This window comes from Streptomyces sp. F63 (assembly GCF_018070345.1).
Classification (GTDB): domain Bacteria; phylum Actinomycetota; class Actinomycetes; order Streptomycetales; family Streptomycetaceae; genus Streptomyces.
The window spans coordinates 41,235-60,932 of sequence record NZ_JAGPXX010000014.1 but is presented as its reverse complement, the minus strand read 5'-3'; the positions used below and the strand labels follow the sequence as shown (position 1 = coordinate 60,932).

Here is a 19,698-nt window from a genome sequence, read left to right as displayed (position 1 = left end):
ACCGCGCCCCGCCCGGCCGCCGAACCTTCCGAGGGGGACCCCTTCATGTACGCAGACATCTCCCGCTCCACCTTCCGCCCGGAGCGCCACTACTCGGCCGTGATCGCCCAGCAGGGCCGGGTCCAGCTCGACGCCGACGCCAACGAGCAGACCGCCATCCAGCTCCACCTGGCCCGCACCACCGCCCGCGACCTGATCGGCCCGGACGGCGGACCGGCCGGTGCCGCCGGTTTCGCCGTCGGCCCGCTGACCGGCAGCCGCGACCTGGACGATCTGACGATCGGCGGCGGCCGCTACTACGTCGACGGCATCCTCTGCGACGCGGACCGGCCGCGCCCGGGCGACGCCGTCGGCGACGACGCGGGGGACGGCCCGGACGGCGGCGGGACGGCCGAACCGGAGACGCCCGCCACCTGGACCTACTGGGACCAGCCGGACGGCTTCCGGGACCCGGAGCGCCCCGAGGACCGGCTGCCCGGCCGCTACCCGTACCTCATGTACCTGAAGGTGTGGGAGCGCTCGGTGAGCGCGGCCGAGGACCCGGAGCTGCGCGAGGTCGCCCTCGGCTCCGCCATGCCGGACACCGCGGCCCGCGCCAGGGTCGTCTGGCAGGTGCTGCCGCTGGAGGGTTCGGCGCTGGGCGACCTGGGCGAGGACCCGGACAAGCCGGCCGTCCGGGAGGCCTTCCGCACCTGGGTGGAGAACGAACGCGCGGGCCGTTCCCGGCTGGCGGCGCGGAGCGAGCGGCCGGCCCGGGCGGACGAGGACCCCTGCCTGGTCGCGCCGGACGCCCGGTACCGGGGGCCGGAGAACCAGCTCTACCGGGTGGAGATCCACGAGGGCGGCGCGGACGGTGAGGCGACGTTCAAGTGGTCGCGGGAGAACGGCTCCGTGCTGTTCCCCGTCGACGAACTCGACGGCACCTGGGTGGAACTGGCCTCCCTGGGCAGCGACGACAAGCTGGACCTGAACGTGGGCGACTGGGTCGAGTTCGCGGACACCGCCTCCGCGAGCCGCGGTGAACCCCTGCCGCTGCTGCGGGTGGAGGAGCTGGACCTGCCGGGCCGGCGGGTGCGGCTGTCCGGCGAGCCGGACCCGCGCGTCGGACGGCGGCCGGAGCTGCACCCGTTCCTGCGGCGCTGGGACCAGAAGGAGGGCTCCGCGCGCGGCCGGAAGGGCGCCGCGGGACGCTTCCGCGGCGGCGCGGCGCGGATCGAGGAGGGCCGCTGGCTGCCCCTGGAGGACGGTGTCGAGGTGTACTTCGAGGCCGGCGGCCGGTACCGGTCCGGCGACCACTGGATCGTCCCGGCCCGTACGGCCACGGGCTCGGTCGAGTGGCCCGTGAACGCCGCGCGCAAGCCGCTGCTGCGGCCGCCCGCCGGGATCAGCGTGCACTACGCGCCGCTGGGCTGGGTGACGGGCGAGGGGACGATCGCGGATCTGCGCAGGGTCTTCGGACCGCTGGGCGTTCCGGTGCCGCCGGCGAGCGAGGCCGAACTGGCGGCCGAGGCGCGGGCCGAGGCGGAGGCGAAGGCCGCGGAGAAGGCCGCGGCGGAGGCACGGGCCGGTGACGGCGAGGGGGAGGAAGAGGGCGGCCGGTCCTCCGCCGCGTCCGGCTCCTCCGGCGGCTCCGGCGGCTCCGGCGGCTCCGGCGGCTCCGGCACGGGGACCCGGGCCGCGGCGCGGCGGCGTCCCGCGTCGGCGTCCGCACCGGGCGGCTCGGGCACGGGTTCCGGCTCGGCCCCGGCCTCGGAGGAGGAGAGCGGCGAAGGGGGCGGGGCGGCGGCGGAGAACTGACCGGCCCGGGCGGCGGACGCGCTCCCCCCGGCCCCGGCCCCCGGCCCCGGACGGCCCGTTCGGGGTACCGGACGTGAGCCATTCCATCGAACGATCCATGAGCCGAACCGCATGCGGAGGCGTACCGCCTGGTGAGGCGTGCCGCGCCGACGGAGGACCGCGCACGGTTCCGCGACCCGCGGAGCCGTGCGCGGCGGGCGGTGAACCACACCCGCACCGGGCCCGGGTGTCCGGGAGCCGGTGGACGAACGAGAGGAGTACCGGCGATGGCAACGCCCCTGAGCGCCTCCCGCCTGCTGAAGGCGCTGCGCGACGAAGGACTGGAGGTCCGGGAGTACCGCGGTTGGCGCTCGCACAACCGCAATCACAAGGGCCCCTGGGGGCCGGTCAACGGGGTGATGATCCACCACACCGTGACCTCGGGGACCGACTCCACGGTGCGGCTCTGCTACGAGGGCCACTCCTCGCTGCCGGGCCCGCTCTGCCACGGCGTCATCGACAAGAGCGGCGTGGTCCACCTGGTCGGGAACGGCCGGGCGAATCACGCGGGCCTGGGCGACGGCGACGTCCTGCGGGCTGTCATGAACGAGACAGCGCCCCCCCGGGACAACGAGGCCGACACGGACGGCAACCGCCGCTTCTACGGCTTCGAGTGCGTCAACCTCGGTGACGGCAGGGATCCCTGGCCCAAGGCGCAGAAGCTGGCGATCGAGAAGGTGTCGGCCGCCATCTGCCGTGCACACGGCTGGAACCAGCGGTCCGTGATCGGCCATCTGGAGTGGCAGCCGGGGAAGGTTGACCCGCGCGGGTTCTCGATGAACACCCTGCGGGACCGGATCGCCCGCCGCCTCGGCGAGAAGCCGGACGGCCCGCCGAAGACCTCGCCGAAGCCCCCGCCGCGACCGCAGCACGAGCCCTTCCCCGGGGCCGGGTTCTTCCGGACGGGCTGCGACAGCAAGATCATTACGGCGATGGGGAAGCGGCTGGTCGCCGAGGGCTGCGGGCGCTACCGGGTCGGCCCCGGCCCGCGCTGGTCCGAGGCGGACCGCCAGTCCTACGCCGCCTGGCAGCGGAAGCTGGGCTACTCCGGCTCCGACGCGGACGGCATCCCGGGGTCCACCAGCTGGAGAAAACTCAAGGTGCCCGACGTCTGACGCGAGCCCGGCGCCGAAGGGACCGCCCAACCGGACCCCCGGCCGGAGGCCGGAGGCCGGAAAGGAACGGCATCCCGCCACCGTACGCGGCGATCCGGCCAACGTTCGCTCGGCAGCGGGTTGTTGATGGAATCATGAACTGCCGCCCGGGCGGAGCCCACCTGACAGGGCCCCGCCCGGGCGGTCGCCACACCCGCCGGTCACCGCCCGGCCGGCTCCTCCGGGACGGGCAGCGGACGCTTCTCGAGGGCCGCGGCCATCACCTCCGGGAAGAGGTCCGGGGTGCAGGCGAACGCCGGTGCCCCGAGGGCGGCCAGCGCGGCGGCGTGCTCGCGGTCGTAGGCCGGGGCGCCCTCGTCGGACAGCGCCAGCAGCGCCACGAACTGCACCCCGGACTTCTTCATCGCGGCCACCCGCCCCAGCATCTCGCCGCGTATCCCGCCCTCGTAGAGGTCGCTGATGAGCACGACGACGGTCTCCGCGGGCCGGGTGATGCGGGACTGGCAGTACGCCAGCGCCCGGTTGATGTCCGTGCCGCCGCCGAGCCGGGTGCCGAACAGCACGTCCACCGGATCGTCCAGCTGCTCGGTGAGATCCACGACCGAGGTGTCGAAGACGACGAGCCGGGTGGAGACCGAGCGCAGCGAGGCCAGTACGGCGCCGAAGACGGCGGCGTGGACCACGGAGGACGCCATCGACCCGGACTGGTCCACGCACAGCACGATGTCCTTCGTCACCCCGTGCGCCGCGCGCCCGTGGCCGACCAGCCGCTCCGGTACGACGGTGCGGTACTCGGGCAGGTAGTTCCGCAGATTGGCCCGGACGGTGCGGTCCCAGTCGATGTCGCGGTGGCGCGGGCGGCTGGTGCGGGCGGACCGGTCGAGCGCGCCGGTGACCGCGGACCGGGTCCGCGCGGCCAGCCGCCGCTCCAGCCGGCCGGCCACCGTGCGGACGACGGCCCGCGCGGTGGTCCGCGTCGTCTCCGGCATGGCCCGGTGCAGCGACAGCAGCGTGCCCACGAGATGGACGTCCGCCTCGACGGCCTCCAGCATCTCCGGCTCCAGCAGCAGCGCGGACAGCCCGAGCCGGTCGATCGCGTCCCGCTGCATCACCTGCACGACGGAGCTGGGGAAGTAGGTGCGGATGTCCCCGAGCCAGCGCGCCGCCCGCGGTGCGGAGCCGCCGAGCCCGCCCTCCCGGCCGCCGCCTTCCACGCCGTTGTCCGGGCCGGCGCCCCCGCCACCGTAGAGGGCGGACAGGGCGCGGTCCATCGCGGCGTCCCGGCCGGCCGGTTCGTGGCCCGTGCCGTCGGCTCCGTCCCCGCCGAGGGCCAGCCGCCACCGCCGCAGCCGCTCCTCGCCGCCCACCGGAACGGCCGCCGCCGCCCCCGCGGTTCCCTCGTCCACCCCGCTCAACGGGCCACCTCCATCGGGTCGTTGTGATCGCGACCGAGCAGCAGCCGCAGGACCGGGAGGACCGCCGCGGCCCGCTCCTCGTCCAGACCGGGCCCGAAACCGGGCGCCCCCGGGGCCGCCGGCCCCTCCGCGCCGCCGCGCCCGGCGGCCGGGCCGCGGCGGACCAGTTCCCCCAGGGTGCGCCGCACCCCGGGCTCATAGGCCGCGAACGTGCGCCGCAGCAGCGGCAGGACCTGCGTGAACGCGGCGTCCGGCACCCCGGTCAGCCAGCCGTCGACGAGGGCGAGCAGCCGCGCGTCGTGCACCAGCAGCAGACCACCGGACTCCCCGCCGACGAACCCCTCGATCCAGGCGGCACCGGCCGCGGGCGGAGTGCCGGGCGACAGGGCGAGGCCCATCAGCCGGGCCGCCTCCCCCTCCGCCAGCCGCCCGTCGTCCAGCAGCAGCCGCACCGCCCGGCCGCGGACGCCGGGCGCCGCGGTCTCCCGCCCGGCGAGACTCCGCAGCACACCCGCCCACCGGTCCCGTAGGCCCGCGCCGGGGGCGGGAGCCGCGGCGCCGGGAGGCCGCCCGGGCCCACCGCTCCCCGCCGGGGCGCCCGCGAGCAGGCTCACCGCCGCGTGCACCGCGTCCACATGACCGCGCATCACCGCGGCACCGTCCGCGTCGAGCCCCGAACAGGCCGGGGGCAGGCCGACGAACACCCGGTCGGCCAGGCCGGCCGCGACTTCCGTCAGCGCCGAGGCGTCCGTGGCGCGCACATCCCCGTAGCGCACGGACCGCGCCAGGGCCGGCAGGGCCTCCGCGAGACGGCCGACGTCCGTGTCCAGAGCGGCGCGGTCGGCGAGCGCCCGCATGACGGCCGGCAGCGCGCCGGACAACCCGGCCAGCAGGCACCGCTCGGCCAGGGCCGTGACCTCCGGCAGCGCGGCGGCCGACACCGCCGCCGACTCCGCACGGGCCGTGGCCGCGGAGAGGACGGTGGTGCCCCACACCCCCGCCTCGGAGACCCGGACGGACAACTCCGGCTCCCAGCGCAGCCGCCAGGTCTCCCGGAAGGTCCCCAGGCCGCCGCGTCCGCGCACCGGCTCGCCCCAGTCGATGCCGAGGAGCCGCAGCCGATGCAGCAGCCTGCTCCGCCCGGCGTCGGTCTCCCCGCGCAGATCGAGGCCGAGTTCGCGGTCCGCCGCCTCCGGCTTGAGCCGCAGCCGGCGCTGCTCCGCGCCGAGATCGCGCTGCAGGGGCACGGCCGGGGCGGCCCGGGGCACTGCTCCCAGCGCGTCCCCCACCACGAGGCGCCGCGCGACGAGCTCCAGCGGCACATCGGAGCCCTCGCACATCACCGCGCGGACGGCGTCGGTCGCCTCGGCGAGCCCCGCGAGCGGCCGGCCGCGGAGCGCCGCGAGGCCGCGGGCGAGCCGCACCGCCTCGATGACGTCGGCGGACGACACGGGGTGGTCCTCATCCCGCAGCAGCCGGGCCACCTTGGTCATCCACCGCTCCACGGGGCGGTCGGGGGACCGGAAGAGATGCCCGTACCAGCCCGGGGAGGAGATCCCGGCACCGTAGCCGCTGTGCCGGGAGAGCCGCCGATGGGTCCAGGGCACCCAGGTGATCTCCGCTCTGACCCGGGGCAGTCCGCGGAGCAGCCGCCGGTCCGCGGCCACGGCCGTCCGCGCGGCGAGCGCGGGGACGTGCCAGGCTCCGCACACCACGGCCACCCGGCCCCCGAACTCCCGCCGGGCCTCCCGCAGCCGGAGCCGCATATGGGCCTCGCGCACCAGGTCGCGGGGGTGCCCGCCGGATCCCTGGGCCTCCCGCAGCACGCCCATCGCCTCCGCGAGCACGGTGAACGGTGCCAGCGCGGCCTCCGCACCGCCCGGCGCCGCGGCGGACGCCGTACCGCGCCCCGCCGCCGCGGCCCCCGGATCGCCCGGCGCCGGGGCGGGCCCGCCCGGGGCGGCTCCGGCCGGGCCGGGATCGTCCGCTCCCGCGCCGGACCGGTCTGTCGCGGGCCCCGCCCCCGCCCGGGGGGCGGCGGACCGGTGCTCAACGACGTCCTCCCACCAGCGCTCCGGGTCGTCGTACCCGGCGGCCCCGGCGAGGAGGGCGAGCGGGTCGGTCCGCGCCTCGTCCGCCGGGGCATCGCCGCCGGCCTCCTCCCAGGCCAGCACGTGGGCCGCCGGGAGGTCGACGAACCGGACCGGGACCCCGCGCTCCACCGCCCAGCGGAGCGCCACCCACTCCGGGGAGAACTCCGCCAGCGGCCAGAAGGCGGAGCGCGCCGGCTCCCCCGCCACATGGGCGAGCAGGGCGACGGGCGGCCGCATGCCCTCCTCGCACACGAGCGGGGCGAGCCCGTCCGCCTCGGGCGGGCCCTCGATCAGCACGGCGGGCGGCGCGTACGCGTCCAGTACCGCGCGGACCGCCCGCGCCGAGCCGGGCCCGTGGTGCCGCACGCCCAGCAGCAGCGGCTCATCCGGCCGTGCCATCGCGCCCCACCCCCCGGACGCTGCAGCGGAGTCCGCCCGCTCCGCGCGGCCGCCGCGCGGCCATCAGGCGGCCACCTCCCGGCAGGCGCGGTAGAAGTCCTTCCAGCCCTCGCGCTCCCGGACCACCGCTTCCAGATACTCCTGCCAGACCACCCGGTCGGCGGACGGGTCGCGCACCACCGCCCCCAGCAGGCCGGCCGCCACGTCGGACGGGCGCAGCACCCCGTCCCCGAAATGGGCGGCCAGGGCCAGCCCTCCGGTGACGACGGAGATGGCCTCGGCCGTGGACAGGGTGCCCGAGGGCGACTTGAGCTTGGTGCGGCCGTCCGCCGTGACCCCGTCGCGCAGTTCGCGGAAGACCGTGACCACACGCCGTATCTCGGCGAGACCGCCGCCGGCCGGCGGCAGATCGAGCGAGCCGCCGATCTGGTCGACACGGCGGGAGACGATCTCGACCTCCGCCTCGGCGGTGGCCGGCAGCGGCAGCACCACCGTGTTGAAACGGCGGCGCAGGGCGCTGGACAGCTCGTTGACGCCGCGGTCGCGGTCGTTGGCGGTCGCGATGAGGTTGAAGCCGCGGACGGCCTGAACCTCCTGACCCAGCTCGGGAATGGGCAGGGTCTTCTCGGACAGCACCGTGATGAGCGTGTCCTGGACGTCGGCGGGGATACGGGTCAGTTCCTCGACCCGCGCGGTCGTCCCCTCGGCCATCGCGCGCATCACGGGGCTGGGCACCAGCGCCTCCCGGCTCGGCCCGTGAGCGAGCAGCCGGGCGTAGTTCCAGCCGTAGCGGATGGCCTCCTCCGGGGTCCCGGCCGTGCCCTGGACCAGCAGGGTGGAGTCGCCGCTGACGGCTGCGGCCAGATGCTCGGAGACCCAGGTCTTGGCGGTGCCGGGCACGCCGAGCAGCAGCAGCGCCCGGTCGGTGGCGAGCGTGGTGACGGCGACCTCGACGATCCGGCGCGGGCCGACGTACTTGGGCGTGACGACGGTGCCGTCCGGCAGCGTGCCGCCCAGCAGATAGGTGGCGACGGCCCGGGGCGACAGCCGCCAGCGCTCCGGCCGGGGCCGGTCGTCGGCGGCCGCGAGGGCCCGCAGCTCCGCGGCGAAGGCGTCCTCGGCGTGCGGCCTCAGTGCTTCCCCCGGGCCGGCCGTGGTGGCGTCCGTGGTCGTGGTGGCGTCCGTGGTCATGGCTCCCCCTCCGCGCGGAAACGGACGGCCCGCCGCCGGAGACCGCGGGCCGTTTGCGTCGTCCCCACCCTGCACGAGGGCACTGACACCGGCCCGGGGCGCGGCCCCCCGCTCCGCTACCCGGCGACGGGCGAGAGGGCGACGCAGGAGGCCGGGGCCGCGGCACCCTCGCTCGTCTGCTCCTCGATGACTTCCCCCTTATGGGTGATCGTGCAGGTCACTTCGGACCCCTCGGGACCGGGGACGGCCAGAACCGTCGGCGTGGCGACGCCCTCGAGCACGACGGTCTTCCGCCACGGGGTCCCGGGCTTCTCCACGGCCTCCAGTTCGGGCCTGGTGGCCGTCCCCCGGCCCGCGTTGAACTCGATCGCCTCCAGGCCTTCGCCGGACACCTCGTAGGTGACCTCGAACTTCTCCTCCAGAGCCCGGTCCACGCCGTCGGTGAGCCTGTCCGCCGCCCGGTCCCCGGCCGTGGCCGGCGCCTCGCCGGAACAGCCGGACGCGGTGAGCGCGGACAGGGCCGCGGCGAGCGCGGGAAGGACGGTGCGGGCTGCGCGCTTCACGTCGAAAGCCTTCCGGTTCCGTGGCGGGGGAAGGCAGATCAAACCGCAGTTCCGCTCCGGCGGCAAACGGCCTCCGGGCGGGAGCGGAGCCGGTGGCGGGCCCGGTCCCGGCCGCCTCCGCAGGGCATTGTCAGTCCCCGCCCGTACGGTCGGGGACATGACTCAGCAGGGGGTGCGCTGGACGGTTGAGCAGGTGCTGGCACTGGCACCTGACGCCCCGTCGCGGAAGGCGGGCGGCCGGCTCGGCACGCCCGCCCCGTGGTCGGGGACGGGCGCGGGAGAGCAGGCGGTGTGGGGGCTGTGCGAGGGCAGCGGTGGTGCCCCGTACCGCACGGTCGTGGCGCTGCGCGGCGCCGAGCGGCCGGGGGCGGCGCCGGGCTTCCACTGCACCTGCCCGAGCCGCAAGGTTCCCTGCAAGCACGCACTCGGACTGCTGCTGCTGTGGGCGTCCGACGGCGGGGGACCGGCCGGTGCGGGGTCCGTGCCGGCCGGGAAGCCGCCGGACTGGGCCCGGCGCCGGCTGGCGGAGGGCGAGCGGCGGGCGGAGCACCGGCGCGCCGGCCCGGGTCCGGCGGCTGGGGGCCCGAAGGACGCCGAGGCGGCCCGGCGGCGGGCCGGGCAGCGGGCGGAGCGGATGGCCGCCGGCGCCTCGGAACTGGAGCGCAGGCTGCTGGATCTGCTCCGTGGCGGGCTGGCCGGGGCCGACCGCGCGGGCTACGGGGCATGGGAGGAGACCGCGGCCCGTATGGTCGACGCCCAGGCTCCGGGCCTGGCGGCGAGGGTGCGGGAAGTGGCGGCCGCCGCGGGCTCGGGCCGGCCGGGGCGGCTGCTGGAGGAGTGCGCGCTGCTCCATCTGCTGAACCGGGCCCTGCTCGGTGTCTCCGCGCTGCCCGGTCCGCCGGCCGCGACGGTGCGGGCCCGGGCCGGGGTTCCGGTGCGGGCCGCCGAGGTGCTGGCCGCCGAGGGCGCGGCCGTCCGCGACGACTGGCTGGTCCTGGCCCAACGGGACGGCACGGACGGCTCCCTGACCACCCGGCGCACCTGGCTGCGCGGGGCGCGGACGGGCCGGACGGCGCTGTTGCTGGGCTTCGCATCCCCGGGGCGCGCCCCGGAGGTCGATCTGCCGGCCGGCTGCTCGCTGGACGCGGAGCTCGCCCCGTATCCCGGGTCACCGCCGCTGCGGGCCGCGCTCGGCACACGGTTCGCCCCGCCCCGGCCGGGCGGCCGCCCGCCGGGGTCGGACACCGGCGCGGCCCTCGCCGCCTACGGCCGCGCCCTGTGCGAGGACCCGTGGCTGGAGGCCTGGCCGGCGGTCCTGGCCGGGGTGGTCCCCGTGCCGGGCGACGGCCCCGTCCGCGACGGGGCGGGCGGCCGGGGAGTCCACGGCCCCGGCGGGGGCTGGCAGTTGGCCGACGCGGCCGGCGGTGCCGCCCTCCCCGTGGACCCGCGTGCCGCGGAACGGCCGGGCCTGTGGCGGCTGCTCGCGGTCTCCGGCGGCGACCCGGTCACCGTCTTCGGCGAATGCGGCCACCGCGGCTTCCTGCCGTACACCGTCTGGTCGCCGGAGACGGGCGAGGCGACAGCGCTGTGAACCGCCCCTGAACCAGGGGTGGTTCCGGAGCGTCTTCCCTCATCACCGGTGAGAAGGCGAAACGGCCGGAGGACCGTGCGCGGCGGCCCCGGGCAGCCCGCCCGCAGACCGGGCCCGGCCCCGATTCCCATTCCGATTCCCATTCCGATTCCGAGTCCGATTCCGATTCCGACCACGAGAAGCCCCGGCCTCACAGCCATTCACCAACGGCCAGCACAACGGGAACAGCGGAACAGGACGGCCCACAGAGGTCCGGATGATCCGCATACAGGGGGATTGATGACGACGGCCGACGATCACATGACGACCACCCACAGCGTCTCCGGCGACCACGTCACCGGGGCCGCCGGCTCCCACCCGGCCGCATACCGCACGACGTCGAACGACAACCACGCGACCGTCCACTGGGACGATCTCGTGGCGGCCGCCCTGCTGGGCACGGAGCGGCGCACCCCGCCCGGTGCGGCACCGGGCGCCGAGCCGGCGGCCGCGCTGCTGGACGCGGCGGCGGTCGCCACGCTCCGGCGGCGGGCCGGGCTGCGGCCCGCCGCGGCCCGGCCCCGGCCGGCGCCCGCCCCGGCGGATCCCCGGCCACCGCTGCCGGCGGCCGCCCGGCGGCGGCTGGCCCTGCTGCTCGCCGACCGCCTCGGGCCGGGGAGCAGCGGGGGGCGCCGGGGCACCGCCCCGGATCTCACGGAACTGCTGCCGCAGTGGCTGTCCGCCGCGAACCGGCACGGCTACCGGGCGCCCGCCGCCCTGCTGCCCGAGCTGCTGGACGCGGCACGGGCCCGGACCGATCTGCGGTCGGCGGCTCTCACCCTGGCCGGTCCCCGCGCCCTGTGGCTGGCCCGCGCCAACCCGGACTGGAGGTTCGCCCTGCGCGGCTCGGTGCCCGCGGCCGTGCCGGAGGCGTCCTATCCGGACGCCCCGGCCCGGCCCCAGGGCCCGGCCGGTCCGGCCGGACCGGAGGCCGCGGCGGGCGGGCGGAGCGCGGCGGTCCGCCGCCTCTGGGAGGAGGGGCTGTTCGCGGAACGCGTCGCGCTGCTGGAGACCCTGCGCCGCCGTGAACCGGCCGCGGCGCTCGCCCTGCTCGACACCACCTGGCGGACCGAGCGCGCCGAGGACCGGCTGATGTTCCTCGATTCCCTGCGGACCGGCCTGTCCGGGGCCGACGAGCCCTTCCTGGAGAGGGCATTGGCGGACCGCAGCCGCACTGTGCGGGCGACGGCCGCCGAGTTGCTGTCCGCCCTGCCCGGTTCGGCGTTCGCCGCCCGGATGGCCGCGCGCGCCGCGTCCTGTGTGCTGCTGGATCCGGCCGCGCCCGTCCCGCTCATCACGGTCGTGGCCCCGCGGACCTGTGACGCCGCGATGCAGCGCGACGGTGTCATACCGAAGCCGCCGCACGGGCGCGGCGAACGCGCCTGGTGGCTGGGGCAGTTGGTGGAGGCCGCACCGCTGGGCCACTGGACGGAGCGCTTCGGCGGGCGTTCGGCCGCGGAGATCACGGCGCTGCCGGTGGCCGACGGCTGGCGGCCCGAACTGTACGCGGCCTGGTGCCGGGCGGCGGTGCGGCAGCGGAACGCGGAGTGGTCGCGGGCGCTGCTCGGCTCCCCCGCGGCGGTCCCGGCGGAGGATCCCGGCACGGCCTCGCCCGGTGAGCGGACCCGGCTGCTGTTCACACTGCCCGCGGGGGAACGCGCCCGCTGGGTGGCCGGGTTCATCGCGGCCCACGGCCTGTCGGAGGCCTTCCAGCTGCTGGGGGTCTGCGCGGTGCCCTGGGCCGCCCCGCTCGGCCGGGCCGTGGTCGACGCCCTCGACATCGCGCGGGAGGCGGGCAGTTATCCCTGGAGTTTCAGCGGTGTGATGGGCTTGGCCGAGCGGTGCCTGGATCCGGAGGAGGCGGACCGGCTGGAGCTGCTGACGGCCGCCACCGACGAACCGGAGGGCTCCTCTCCGGGTGCCGGGAGCTACTGGTCGGAGGCCTTCCAGCGCCTGGTCCGCACCCTCCGGCTGCGCCGGGCGATGCTCAGCGAACTCGCCGGAGGCACCCCGGCCGGGACCCTCGAAGGCCCCACCGTCCCCGGGGACCCCGGAGACCCCTGCCGCCCCGGCTCCGCCGCCAAGGCCGCCTCTGCGTCCCCGGCCCCCGCGCCGACGACGCCGCGCCCCCCATGACGCCGCGTGATCCCGCGTACGCGCACCGCTCCGGCCCGTACCGTCCGGCAGGCCCCGGGACCGTACGCCACCGACCTGCCGGGACGTCCGGCGGAACGCGTCACGACGGGGAACCCGCCCCGGGCCGGGGCGCCGCCGACCGCACACCGGGCCGCCCTCGGACGGCCGGAGGCCGCCCGGGCCCCGCGGGGCCGGGCCGGTCAGGCCGCGAGTTCGCGGAGGTTGGACCGCACCCAGGTGACGACGTCGCCGGTCGGCGTGCCCGGAGTGAAGATCTCCGCGACGCCCAGTTCCTTGAGCGGCGGAATGTCACCCTCGGGGATGATGCCGCCGCCGAAGACCTTGATGTCCGCCGCGTCACGCTCCTGCAGCAACTCCAGGACCTTCGCGAAAAGGGTGTTGTGCGCACCGGAGAGAATGGAGAGGCCGATGGCGTCCGCGTCCTCCTGGATCGCCGTGTCCACGATCTGCTCCGGCGTCTGGTGCAGGCCGGTGTAGATGACCTCCATACCGGCGTCCCGCAGCGCCCGCGCGATGACCTTGGCCCCGCGGTCGTGGCCGTCGAGCCCCGGCTTGGCCACCACCACGCGGATCGGACCCGACACACCCATCATCTGCCTCCTGTACGTATGCCGTCACCGGCCCTGTGGTGCTCCCCCGCCGCCCGCGGCAGGGTAGTGAACGAACGTTATCCCCAGCATCGCGCGCCCGGCAGTTTCCCGGCCACCAGGGAGGGGGAAATCACACGTGGGACATATGCGCTTCGCGCGCGGTCCCGGCTGTTCCGGCCGCCGGCCGGCCGCCGGGGCGGCCGGAGCGGGGCCCGCCGCGGCGAACCCCCGCCGCCATCGCGGCAGCGGGGAGCGGCGTGCCCGTTCCGCGACGCCGGGTGATCCCCCCCGGCCACCCCCTCAGAGCGCACGGGGCCGCGGTCCCCGCGGACACCGCCGCCGTGTGCGATCCGGAGGTCTGCCGATGAAGGCGCTCACCCGCAGAGCACTCGGGGCCCTGTCGCGGTCTCCCCTGCCGTCCCTGCCCGTCCTGCCCTCTCTTTCCGCGCTGCCTCTCCCGCCGCTGCCGCGGCCGCCCTCCGGGGCGATGGTCCGGGCGTCCGTCCTGGAACTGCTGGTCCTCGCGGGCCACACCCTGCTCTATCCGACGGGCCTCACCCAGGAACGCTGCGCCGCCCCCGGACCTCCGGGGGCGGCACCGCACCCGGATCCGGCCGGCACGGACGCGTCCGCGGCCCGGGCACCTTCCCGGCTGCGGCTGCCCGTCCCCGCGAGCGGACCGGACCGGCCGCCCGTGCTGCTGCTGCACGGCTTCATCGACAACCGCTCCGTCTTCGTCCTGCTCCGGCGCTCCCTGCGGCGGCACGGGCACCGCCGGGTGGAAGCGCTCAACTACTCACCGCTGACCTGTGACATCCGCTCGGCGGCGGTGGCGCTCGCGGAGCGGGTGGAGGAGATCTGCGAGCACACCGGGCACTCCCGGATCGACGTGGTGGGCCACAGCCTGGGCGGGCTCATCGCCCGCTACTACGTGCAGCGACTGGGCGGTGACAGCCGGGTCCGCACGCTCGTCACACTGGGCACGCCGCATTCCGGCACCACCGCCGCGCCCTGGCTGAGCGCGCATCCCCTCATCCGGCAGATGCGTCCGGACTCCCCCGTCATCAGGGAATTGTCCGCTCCCGCACCGGAATGCGCGACGCGTTTCGTCTGCTTCTGGAGCGAGTTGGACCAGGTGGTACTGCCACCCGCGACCGCCCGCATCGAGCATCCGGATCTGGCCGCCGTGAATATCAGAGTCAGCGGTATCGGACATCTCGCGCTGCCGGTGCACGGTGCCGTGGCCGCGGAGATCCGGCGGGTACTGGACCTGCCGCCGGAGGCCAATGCGGGCACCGGAGAGGCCGGTTCGGTCGCCTGACAGCCGCGAGCGCAACCGGTTATTCATCGAACACAATTCGAACGCAGGGCCACACTGCGGCCGACAGTTCACCGAAAGGTATCCAAATGCCCGTCGCGGGGCGGCCGGAAACCCGGGGAAGATTGTGGCCGTCGCGTACCGCCGGGTACAGTCGCCGCTAATTCTCCTGCTGTCGAGGCGAAAGAGAAGTTGGTGGTGAACGATCGTCACCCGTCTGGTACCCCCCTCCAGACGGCCCACGCTCCTGATGCCTCGTACGGGTATTACACCCCTTACGAGCAGCAGGACACCCAGATCGGTTACGCCGGCTACAGCGACTACGCCCCGGGCGCGCCCGGCCGTCACGACGCTTCCTCCTACGGGGACGGCGACCCGCTCTTCGGCGCGGCCCCGGGCGGTGACCAGCAGTTCGCCGCGCCGTGGGACACCGGCGCCCCCGGCATGCCGGCCGCGCCCGAGCAGCCCTACGACGCCTACGGCACCGGCGGGACCGGCGCGTACCCCGCCGTCGGCCCCGAGACCGGCGGCTGGGACACGGGCGCGCACTGGGCACCCGGCGGCCCGGCCACCGGCCAGTGGGACTCCGGCGCCTGGGAGAGCGCGCAGGTTCACGGCCAGGACACCACCACCGGCTCGTACCCGACGGCCTCCCCGTACGCGGCGGAAGCGCAGGGCTACGACGTCTCCGGGGCGTACGACACGGGCCAGTACGCCACCGGTGGCCACGACACCGGCTCCTACGAGACCGCCGCGGCCTTCGGCACCTCCGCCGGCTTCGACGGCTCCGGCCAGTGGGACGCCACCGCGTGGCAGACCGGCGGTTCGGCGCCCGCCGACGGGGCCCACAACGCCGCCCCCGAGGCGGAGCACGAACGCACGGCCGTCTTCGAGCCGCCGGCCGAGACGGCCGCCTCCGCCGAACACGACCCGGGCCACGACGGTTACGACCGTTACGACGGCTATGACGGTTACGCCGGCTACGGCGAACCCGGCCACGCCCACCCCGACGAGACCACCGACGAGGTCCACGGCCCGGCGGAGCCGCACGGAACCGACACGTACGACGCCGAGGCCTACGACACCGAGCCGTACGATTCCGGGCCGTACGACAGCGAGCCGTACGACACCGACGGCCGTGACGAGCCAGGTCTTCCGGACGCCGAGGAGATCGCCGTCCTCGGCACCGCCGCCTCCCCCGCCCCCCACACCGGCCCTGCCCCGCGCCGCGGCGGCTCCGGGAACCGCAGCCGCCGCCGGGCTCCCGCCAAGCGGTCCGCGCTGCTCACCGTCGCCGTCCCCTCCGTCGCCGTGATGGGCGTGGCCGGGATCGCCGCCGCCTCCGTCGGCGGAGCCACGGACGACTCCAAGACCACCCAGGCCGCCCCCGACCAGGACGCGGTGAAGCCGGCTCTGGCCAACAACAAGCTGGACACCCAGCTCGCCACGCTCACCGCCGACGCCGACGACTTCGCCGACCGCGCCAGCCGCACCCAGGAGCGCATCGACCTCCGGGAACGCCAGGCCGAGGAGAAGCGGCGCAAGGAGGCCGAGGCGGCGCGCAAGGAGGCCCTGCGCCCCAAGTTCGCCCTCCCCGTGGCGCAGCGGGGACTGAGCGCCTACTACGGCCAGGCGGGCATCAACTGGATGTCCGTGCACAGCGGCATCGACTTCCCCGTCGCCTACGGCACCCCCGTGATGGCGGCCACCGACGGCACGGTCCGCACCCAGTACAACCTGGCCTACGGCAACATGGCCATCGTGACGGCCCCCGACGGCACCGAGACCTGGTACTGCCACCTCAGCAGCACCAAGATCCGGTCCGGCACCGTCAAGGCGGGCGACACCATCGCGTACGCGGGCAACTCCGGCAACTCCACCGGTCCGCACCTGCACTTCGAGGTGCGCCCCGGCGGTGGTTCGGCGATCGACCCACTGGGCTGGTTCCAGAGCCACGGCCTCGACCCGCAGTAGCGGGCGCGGACGTACGGCCGGCGGACGGCACGGAGACGCCGGGCACGGAGACGACGGGCACGGAGACGACGGGCACCGATACGCCGGGCCCGGATACGGCGACGGACGCGGGCCCGGGGACGCGCGACGCCCGTCCCGGGGCCCCGTGGACCTCGGTAAGTCCGTACGGGCACACGGGAATTCCGCCGGGCCGCGCCACGGGCACGTCCTCCCCCGGAGCGGCGGCCGCCGGCCCGGCGGTGCTACAGCTTCTCGACCGGGGCGTAGCGCAGCAGCAGCACCTTCGGTTTGGCGTCGCCGAAGTCGATGGTGGCCTTCGCGTCGTGTCCGCTGCCGGCCACCGACAGCACCGTGCCGAGCCCGAACTGGTCGTGGGTGACGCGGTCCCCGGCGGCGAGCGCGATCACCGGCCGGTCCGTGGTCCGCCGGGTGGCGAAGCCGCTCGGGCCCTTGGCCCGCGCCGACGACAGCGACGAGGCCACGCTCGCCCCGGCCGCCGCGGAGGGCGTGGACGGACCGGTGCGCCGCCACTCCACATAGGTCTCGGGGATCTCCTCCAGGAAGCGGGAGGGCGGGTTGTAGGAGGGCTGGCCCCACGCGCTGCGCAGGACGGAGCGGGTGAGGTAGAGCCGCTCGCGGGCGCGGGTGATGCCCACGTAGGCCAGGCGCCGCTCCTCCTCCAGCTCCTTGGTCTGGCCGAGGGCGCGCATGTGCGGAAAGACGCCGTCCTCCAGGCCGGTGAGGAAGACCACCGGGAACTCCAGGCCCTTGGCGGTGTGCAGCGTCATGAGTGTGATGACGCCGCCGCCGTCCGCGTCCTCGTCGGGGATCTGGTCGGAGTCGGCGACCAGGGCGACGCTCTCCAGGAAGTCGGCGAGCGTGCCCGGGCCCGCTCCGCCGGCCGGGGCCTCCGCACCGGCGGTGCCGCCGGCGGCCGCGCCGGCTCCGCGCTCCTGCTCGAACTCCAGGGCCACGGCCGCGAGTTCCTGGAGGTTCTCGATCCGGGTCTCGTCCTGCGGGTCGGTGGAGGCCTGGAGTTCGGCGAGATAGCCGGTGCGTTCGAGCACGGCCTCCAGGACGGTGGCCGGGCCGGCGCCGGATTCGGCGATCGTCCGCAGCTCCTCCATCAGCGTGTTGAACCGCTTGACGGCGTTGGCCGAGCGCGCGGCCATGCCGTACGCCTCGTCGACGCGGCGCAGCGCCTGCGCGAAGCTGGTCTTCTCCCGGGAGGCGAGGGCGTCGATCATCGCCTCGGCGCGCTCGCCGATGCCGCGCTTGGGGACGTTGAGGATGCGCCGCAGCGGGACGGCGTCCTCCGGGTTGGCCAGCACCCGCAGATACGCCAGGACGTCCCGGACCTCCTTGCGCTCGTAGAAGCGCACCCCGCCGACGACCTTGTACGGCAGCCCCACCCGGATGAAGATCTCCTCGAACACCCGGGACTGGGCGTTGGTGCGGTAGAAGACCGCCACGTCACCGGCCTTGGCCTGGCCGGCGTCGGTCAGCCGGTCGATCTCGTCGGCGATGAACTGGGCCTCGTCGTGCTCGGTGTCGGCGACGTAGCCGGTGATCGCGGAGCCCGCGCCGGCGTCCGTCCAGAGGTTCTTGGGGCGGCGGTTCTCGTTGCGCTCGATGACGGCGTTGGCGGCGCTCAGGATGGTCTGGGTGGAGCGGTAGTTCTGCTCCAGCAGGATGGTGGTGGCGTCGGGGTAGTCCTCCTCGAACTGGAGGATGTTGCGGATCGTCGCGCCGCGGAAGGCGTAGATCGACTGGTCCGCGTCACCGACGACGCACAGCTCGGCCGGTTCCACGGCCGGCTGTCCCTGCTCGCCCTCCGCCCCGCCCCGCTCCGCCCCGCCGGCCGTGCCGACGAGTTCGCGGATGAGCGTGTACTGCGCGTGGTTGGTGTCCTGGTACTCGTCGACGAGGACGTGCCGGAAGCGGCGCCGGTAGTGCTCGGCGACGTCCGGGAACGCCTGGAGGAGATGGACGGTGGTCATGATGATGTCGTCGAAGTCGAGGGCGTTGGCCTCGCGCAGCCGCTGCTGGTACAGCGTGTACGCCTCGGCGAGCGTCTTGTCGAAGCTGCTCGGGGAGGACTCGGCGGCGGCCTGGGCGGCGAAGTCCTCCTCGTCGATCAGCTCGTTCTTGAGGTTGGAGACCTTGGCCGTGAGGGACTTCGGCGGGAAGCGTTTGGGGTCCAGGTCCAGATCGCGGCAGACCAGGGCCATCAGCCGTTTGGAGTCGGCGGCGTCGTAGATCGAGAAGCTGGAGGTGAAGCCCAGCTTCTTGCTCTCGCGGCGGAGGATGCGGACGCAGGCGCTGTGGAAGGTGGAGACCCACATGGCGTTCGCCCGCGGGCCGACCAGCTCCTCCACGCGCTCCTTCATCTCGCCCGCGGCCTTGTTGGTGAAGGTGATCGCGAGGATCGAGCCGGGGTGCGCGCCGCGGGCGGCGAGCAGATACGCGATGCGGTGGGTGAGGACCCGGGTCTTGCCGGAGCCGGCACCGGCCACGATGAGCAGCGGCGAACCGGTGTGCAGCACGGCGGCGCGCTGCTGGTCGTTGAGACCGTGCAGCAGCGCGGCGGGGTCGGTGACGGGCCGCGGCGCGCCGTCGCGGTAGTACGCCTCCCGGGGCGCGCCGTCGAACGCGCCGCCGAAGAGATCGGCGGGGATCTCCTCACCGGGGGCGTCGTGCTCGGGCGGCGGGGGCTCCTCGTCCGCGGGGCCGAGGTCTGCCAGGAAGCTGTCGTCAAAGAGGCTGCTCATCGCCACCCGAGTCTAGGCGGACCCGCCGACGGGCGGCACCGGGTTGCCGCTGACGCCGTCGCGGGGGCCGCTCGCCGGTCCCGGGGCCACCCGGTTCGCCGGTCAGGGGCCGCCGGTTTCCGCCCGGAGAAGCCCGGTTCGCGCCCGGAGAGGCCCGGTTTCCGGTCCGCGGACGCCTTGCTCGCACCCGGCCCGCCCGCCCGGACGCCGGTTCCCCACGCGTCGCCGGGCGCACCGCCGCCGGAGACCCGGGAAGCCCGAACTCCCCTGTCCCTCCCGGTCTTTATGTGTTACTAACCGTGCCCGGCCAGCCACCCGGAGGGAACAATTCCGCCCTGCTCGAAAAATATAACGGAATGGTTTCGGGCATATCGAACAACGGCCTTCACACGAGCCGCACATATGGCTACGGTGCTCGATCAGGCGGCCCGCACTCCCCGCCGGCGACCGCGTCGGCACGGGCAGCCACCGCCGAATCCGGCCCTTTCCCCAGGGAGTCCGGAACCGGGGACCCACACGCGGCACCGGGGTGAATCGGTCTTCCGCGCGGCGCACACGGCGTCTCGCCCGGACCGTAGGGCAGCCTTCCGATTACGCCCGAACCCGACAGCTAACCCGGTAGGCGGTCCACGGAAGGAGCGCCGAT

Annotated in this window: 12 protein-coding genes and 1 riboswitch; of the genes, 6 read left to right on the top strand and 6 right to left on the bottom strand. The window is 75.5% G+C overall.

Annotated elements, in window-relative coordinates; translation table 11 throughout:
- Nucleotides 1-45: 45 nt before the first annotated feature.
- Entirely contained in the window at nucleotides 46-1,797 is a 1,752-nt protein-coding gene (locus KBZ10_RS16415) for a DUF6519 domain-containing protein (protein ID WP_247702484.1), read from the top strand.
- 266 nt (nucleotides 1,798-2,063) lie between these two features.
- Nucleotides 2,064-2,951: a peptidoglycan-binding protein gene (locus KBZ10_RS16410; RefSeq protein ID WP_210988401.1), complete on the top strand. Its 888-nt coding sequence runs from the start codon at nucleotides 2,064-2,066 to the stop codon at nucleotides 2,949-2,951.
- A gap of 200 nt (nucleotides 2,952-3,151) precedes the next feature.
- Here the strand turns inward: KBZ10_RS16410 and KBZ10_RS16405 are convergent, their stop codons facing one another.
- The 4 genes from KBZ10_RS16405 to KBZ10_RS16390 all read right to left on the bottom strand — a co-directional run bounded on the left by KBZ10_RS16405 (nucleotide 3,152) and on the right by KBZ10_RS16390 (nucleotide 8,612).
- Nucleotides 3,152-4,357, bottom strand: coding sequence for a VWA domain-containing protein (locus KBZ10_RS16405; RefSeq protein WP_374223364.1), 1,206 nt, complete (start codon nucleotides 4,355-4,357; stop codon nucleotides 3,152-3,154).
- Nucleotides 4,358-4,362: 5 nt separating this feature from the next.
- Nucleotides 4,363-6,858, bottom strand: a complete 2,496-nt coding sequence (locus tag KBZ10_RS16400; protein ID WP_210988399.1) for a DUF5682 family protein — start codon at nucleotides 6,856-6,858, stop codon at nucleotides 4,363-4,365.
- A gap of 63 nt (nucleotides 6,859-6,921) precedes the next feature.
- Nucleotides 6,922-8,049 carry an AAA family ATPase gene (locus KBZ10_RS16395; RefSeq protein ID WP_210988398.1) on the bottom strand — a complete coding sequence of 376 codons (1,128 nt, stop codon included), beginning with the start codon at nucleotides 8,047-8,049 and terminating at the stop codon, nucleotides 6,922-6,924.
- Between the two features lie 116 nt (nucleotides 8,050-8,165).
- On the bottom strand, nucleotides 8,166-8,612 hold the full coding sequence (locus tag KBZ10_RS16390) for a hypothetical protein (protein WP_210988397.1): 447 nt from the start codon (nucleotides 8,610-8,612) through the stop codon (nucleotides 8,166-8,168).
- 157 nt (nucleotides 8,613-8,769) lie between these two features.
- On the opposite strand from KBZ10_RS16390, the gene KBZ10_RS16385 reads away from it, so the two are divergent.
- Both KBZ10_RS16385 and KBZ10_RS16380 read left to right on the top strand, forming a co-directional pair.
- On the top strand, nucleotides 8,770-10,203 hold the full coding sequence (locus tag KBZ10_RS16385) for an SWIM zinc finger family protein (RefSeq protein ID WP_210988396.1): 1,434 nt from the start codon (nucleotides 8,770-8,772) through the stop codon (nucleotides 10,201-10,203).
- 279 nt (nucleotides 10,204-10,482) lie between these two features.
- Complete coding sequence (locus tag KBZ10_RS16380; RefSeq protein WP_247702483.1) at nucleotides 10,483-12,378, top strand: DUF5691 domain-containing protein; 1,896 nt, start codon at nucleotides 10,483-10,485, stop codon at nucleotides 12,376-12,378.
- A gap of 200 nt (nucleotides 12,379-12,578) precedes the next feature.
- Here KBZ10_RS16380 and KBZ10_RS16375 read toward each other — a convergent pair whose 3' ends face one another.
- Entirely contained in the window at nucleotides 12,579-12,989 is a 411-nt protein-coding gene (locus KBZ10_RS16375; RefSeq protein WP_210988395.1) for a cobalamin B12-binding domain-containing protein, read from the bottom strand.
- Nucleotides 12,990-13,353: 364 nt separating this feature from the next.
- Here KBZ10_RS16375 and KBZ10_RS16370 point away from each other — a divergent pair, with 364 nt between their 5' ends.
- Both KBZ10_RS16370 and KBZ10_RS16365 read left to right on the top strand, forming a co-directional pair.
- The gene (locus KBZ10_RS16370) at nucleotides 13,354-14,310 is read left to right on the top strand and encodes a triacylglycerol lipase (RefSeq protein ID WP_210988394.1); all 957 of its coding nucleotides are present in this window, start codon (nucleotides 13,354-13,356) and stop codon (nucleotides 14,308-14,310) included.
- A gap of 195 nt (nucleotides 14,311-14,505) precedes the next feature.
- The gene (locus KBZ10_RS16365; protein ID WP_210988393.1) at nucleotides 14,506-16,281 is read left to right on the top strand and encodes a peptidoglycan DD-metalloendopeptidase family protein; all 1,776 of its coding nucleotides are present in this window, start codon (nucleotides 14,506-14,508) and stop codon (nucleotides 16,279-16,281) included.
- Between the two features lie 242 nt (nucleotides 16,282-16,523).
- Here the strand turns inward: KBZ10_RS16365 and pcrA are convergent, their stop codons facing one another.
- Nucleotides 16,524-19,052, bottom strand: coding sequence for a DNA helicase PcrA (gene pcrA, locus KBZ10_RS16360; protein WP_210988392.1), 2,529 nt, complete (start codon nucleotides 19,050-19,052; stop codon nucleotides 16,524-16,526).
- A 459-nt stretch (nucleotides 19,053-19,511) separates the two neighbouring features.
- Nucleotides 19,512-19,693: riboswitch (cyclic di-AMP (ydaO/yuaA leader) on the top strand.
- Nucleotides 19,694-19,698: the final 5 nt, after the last annotated feature.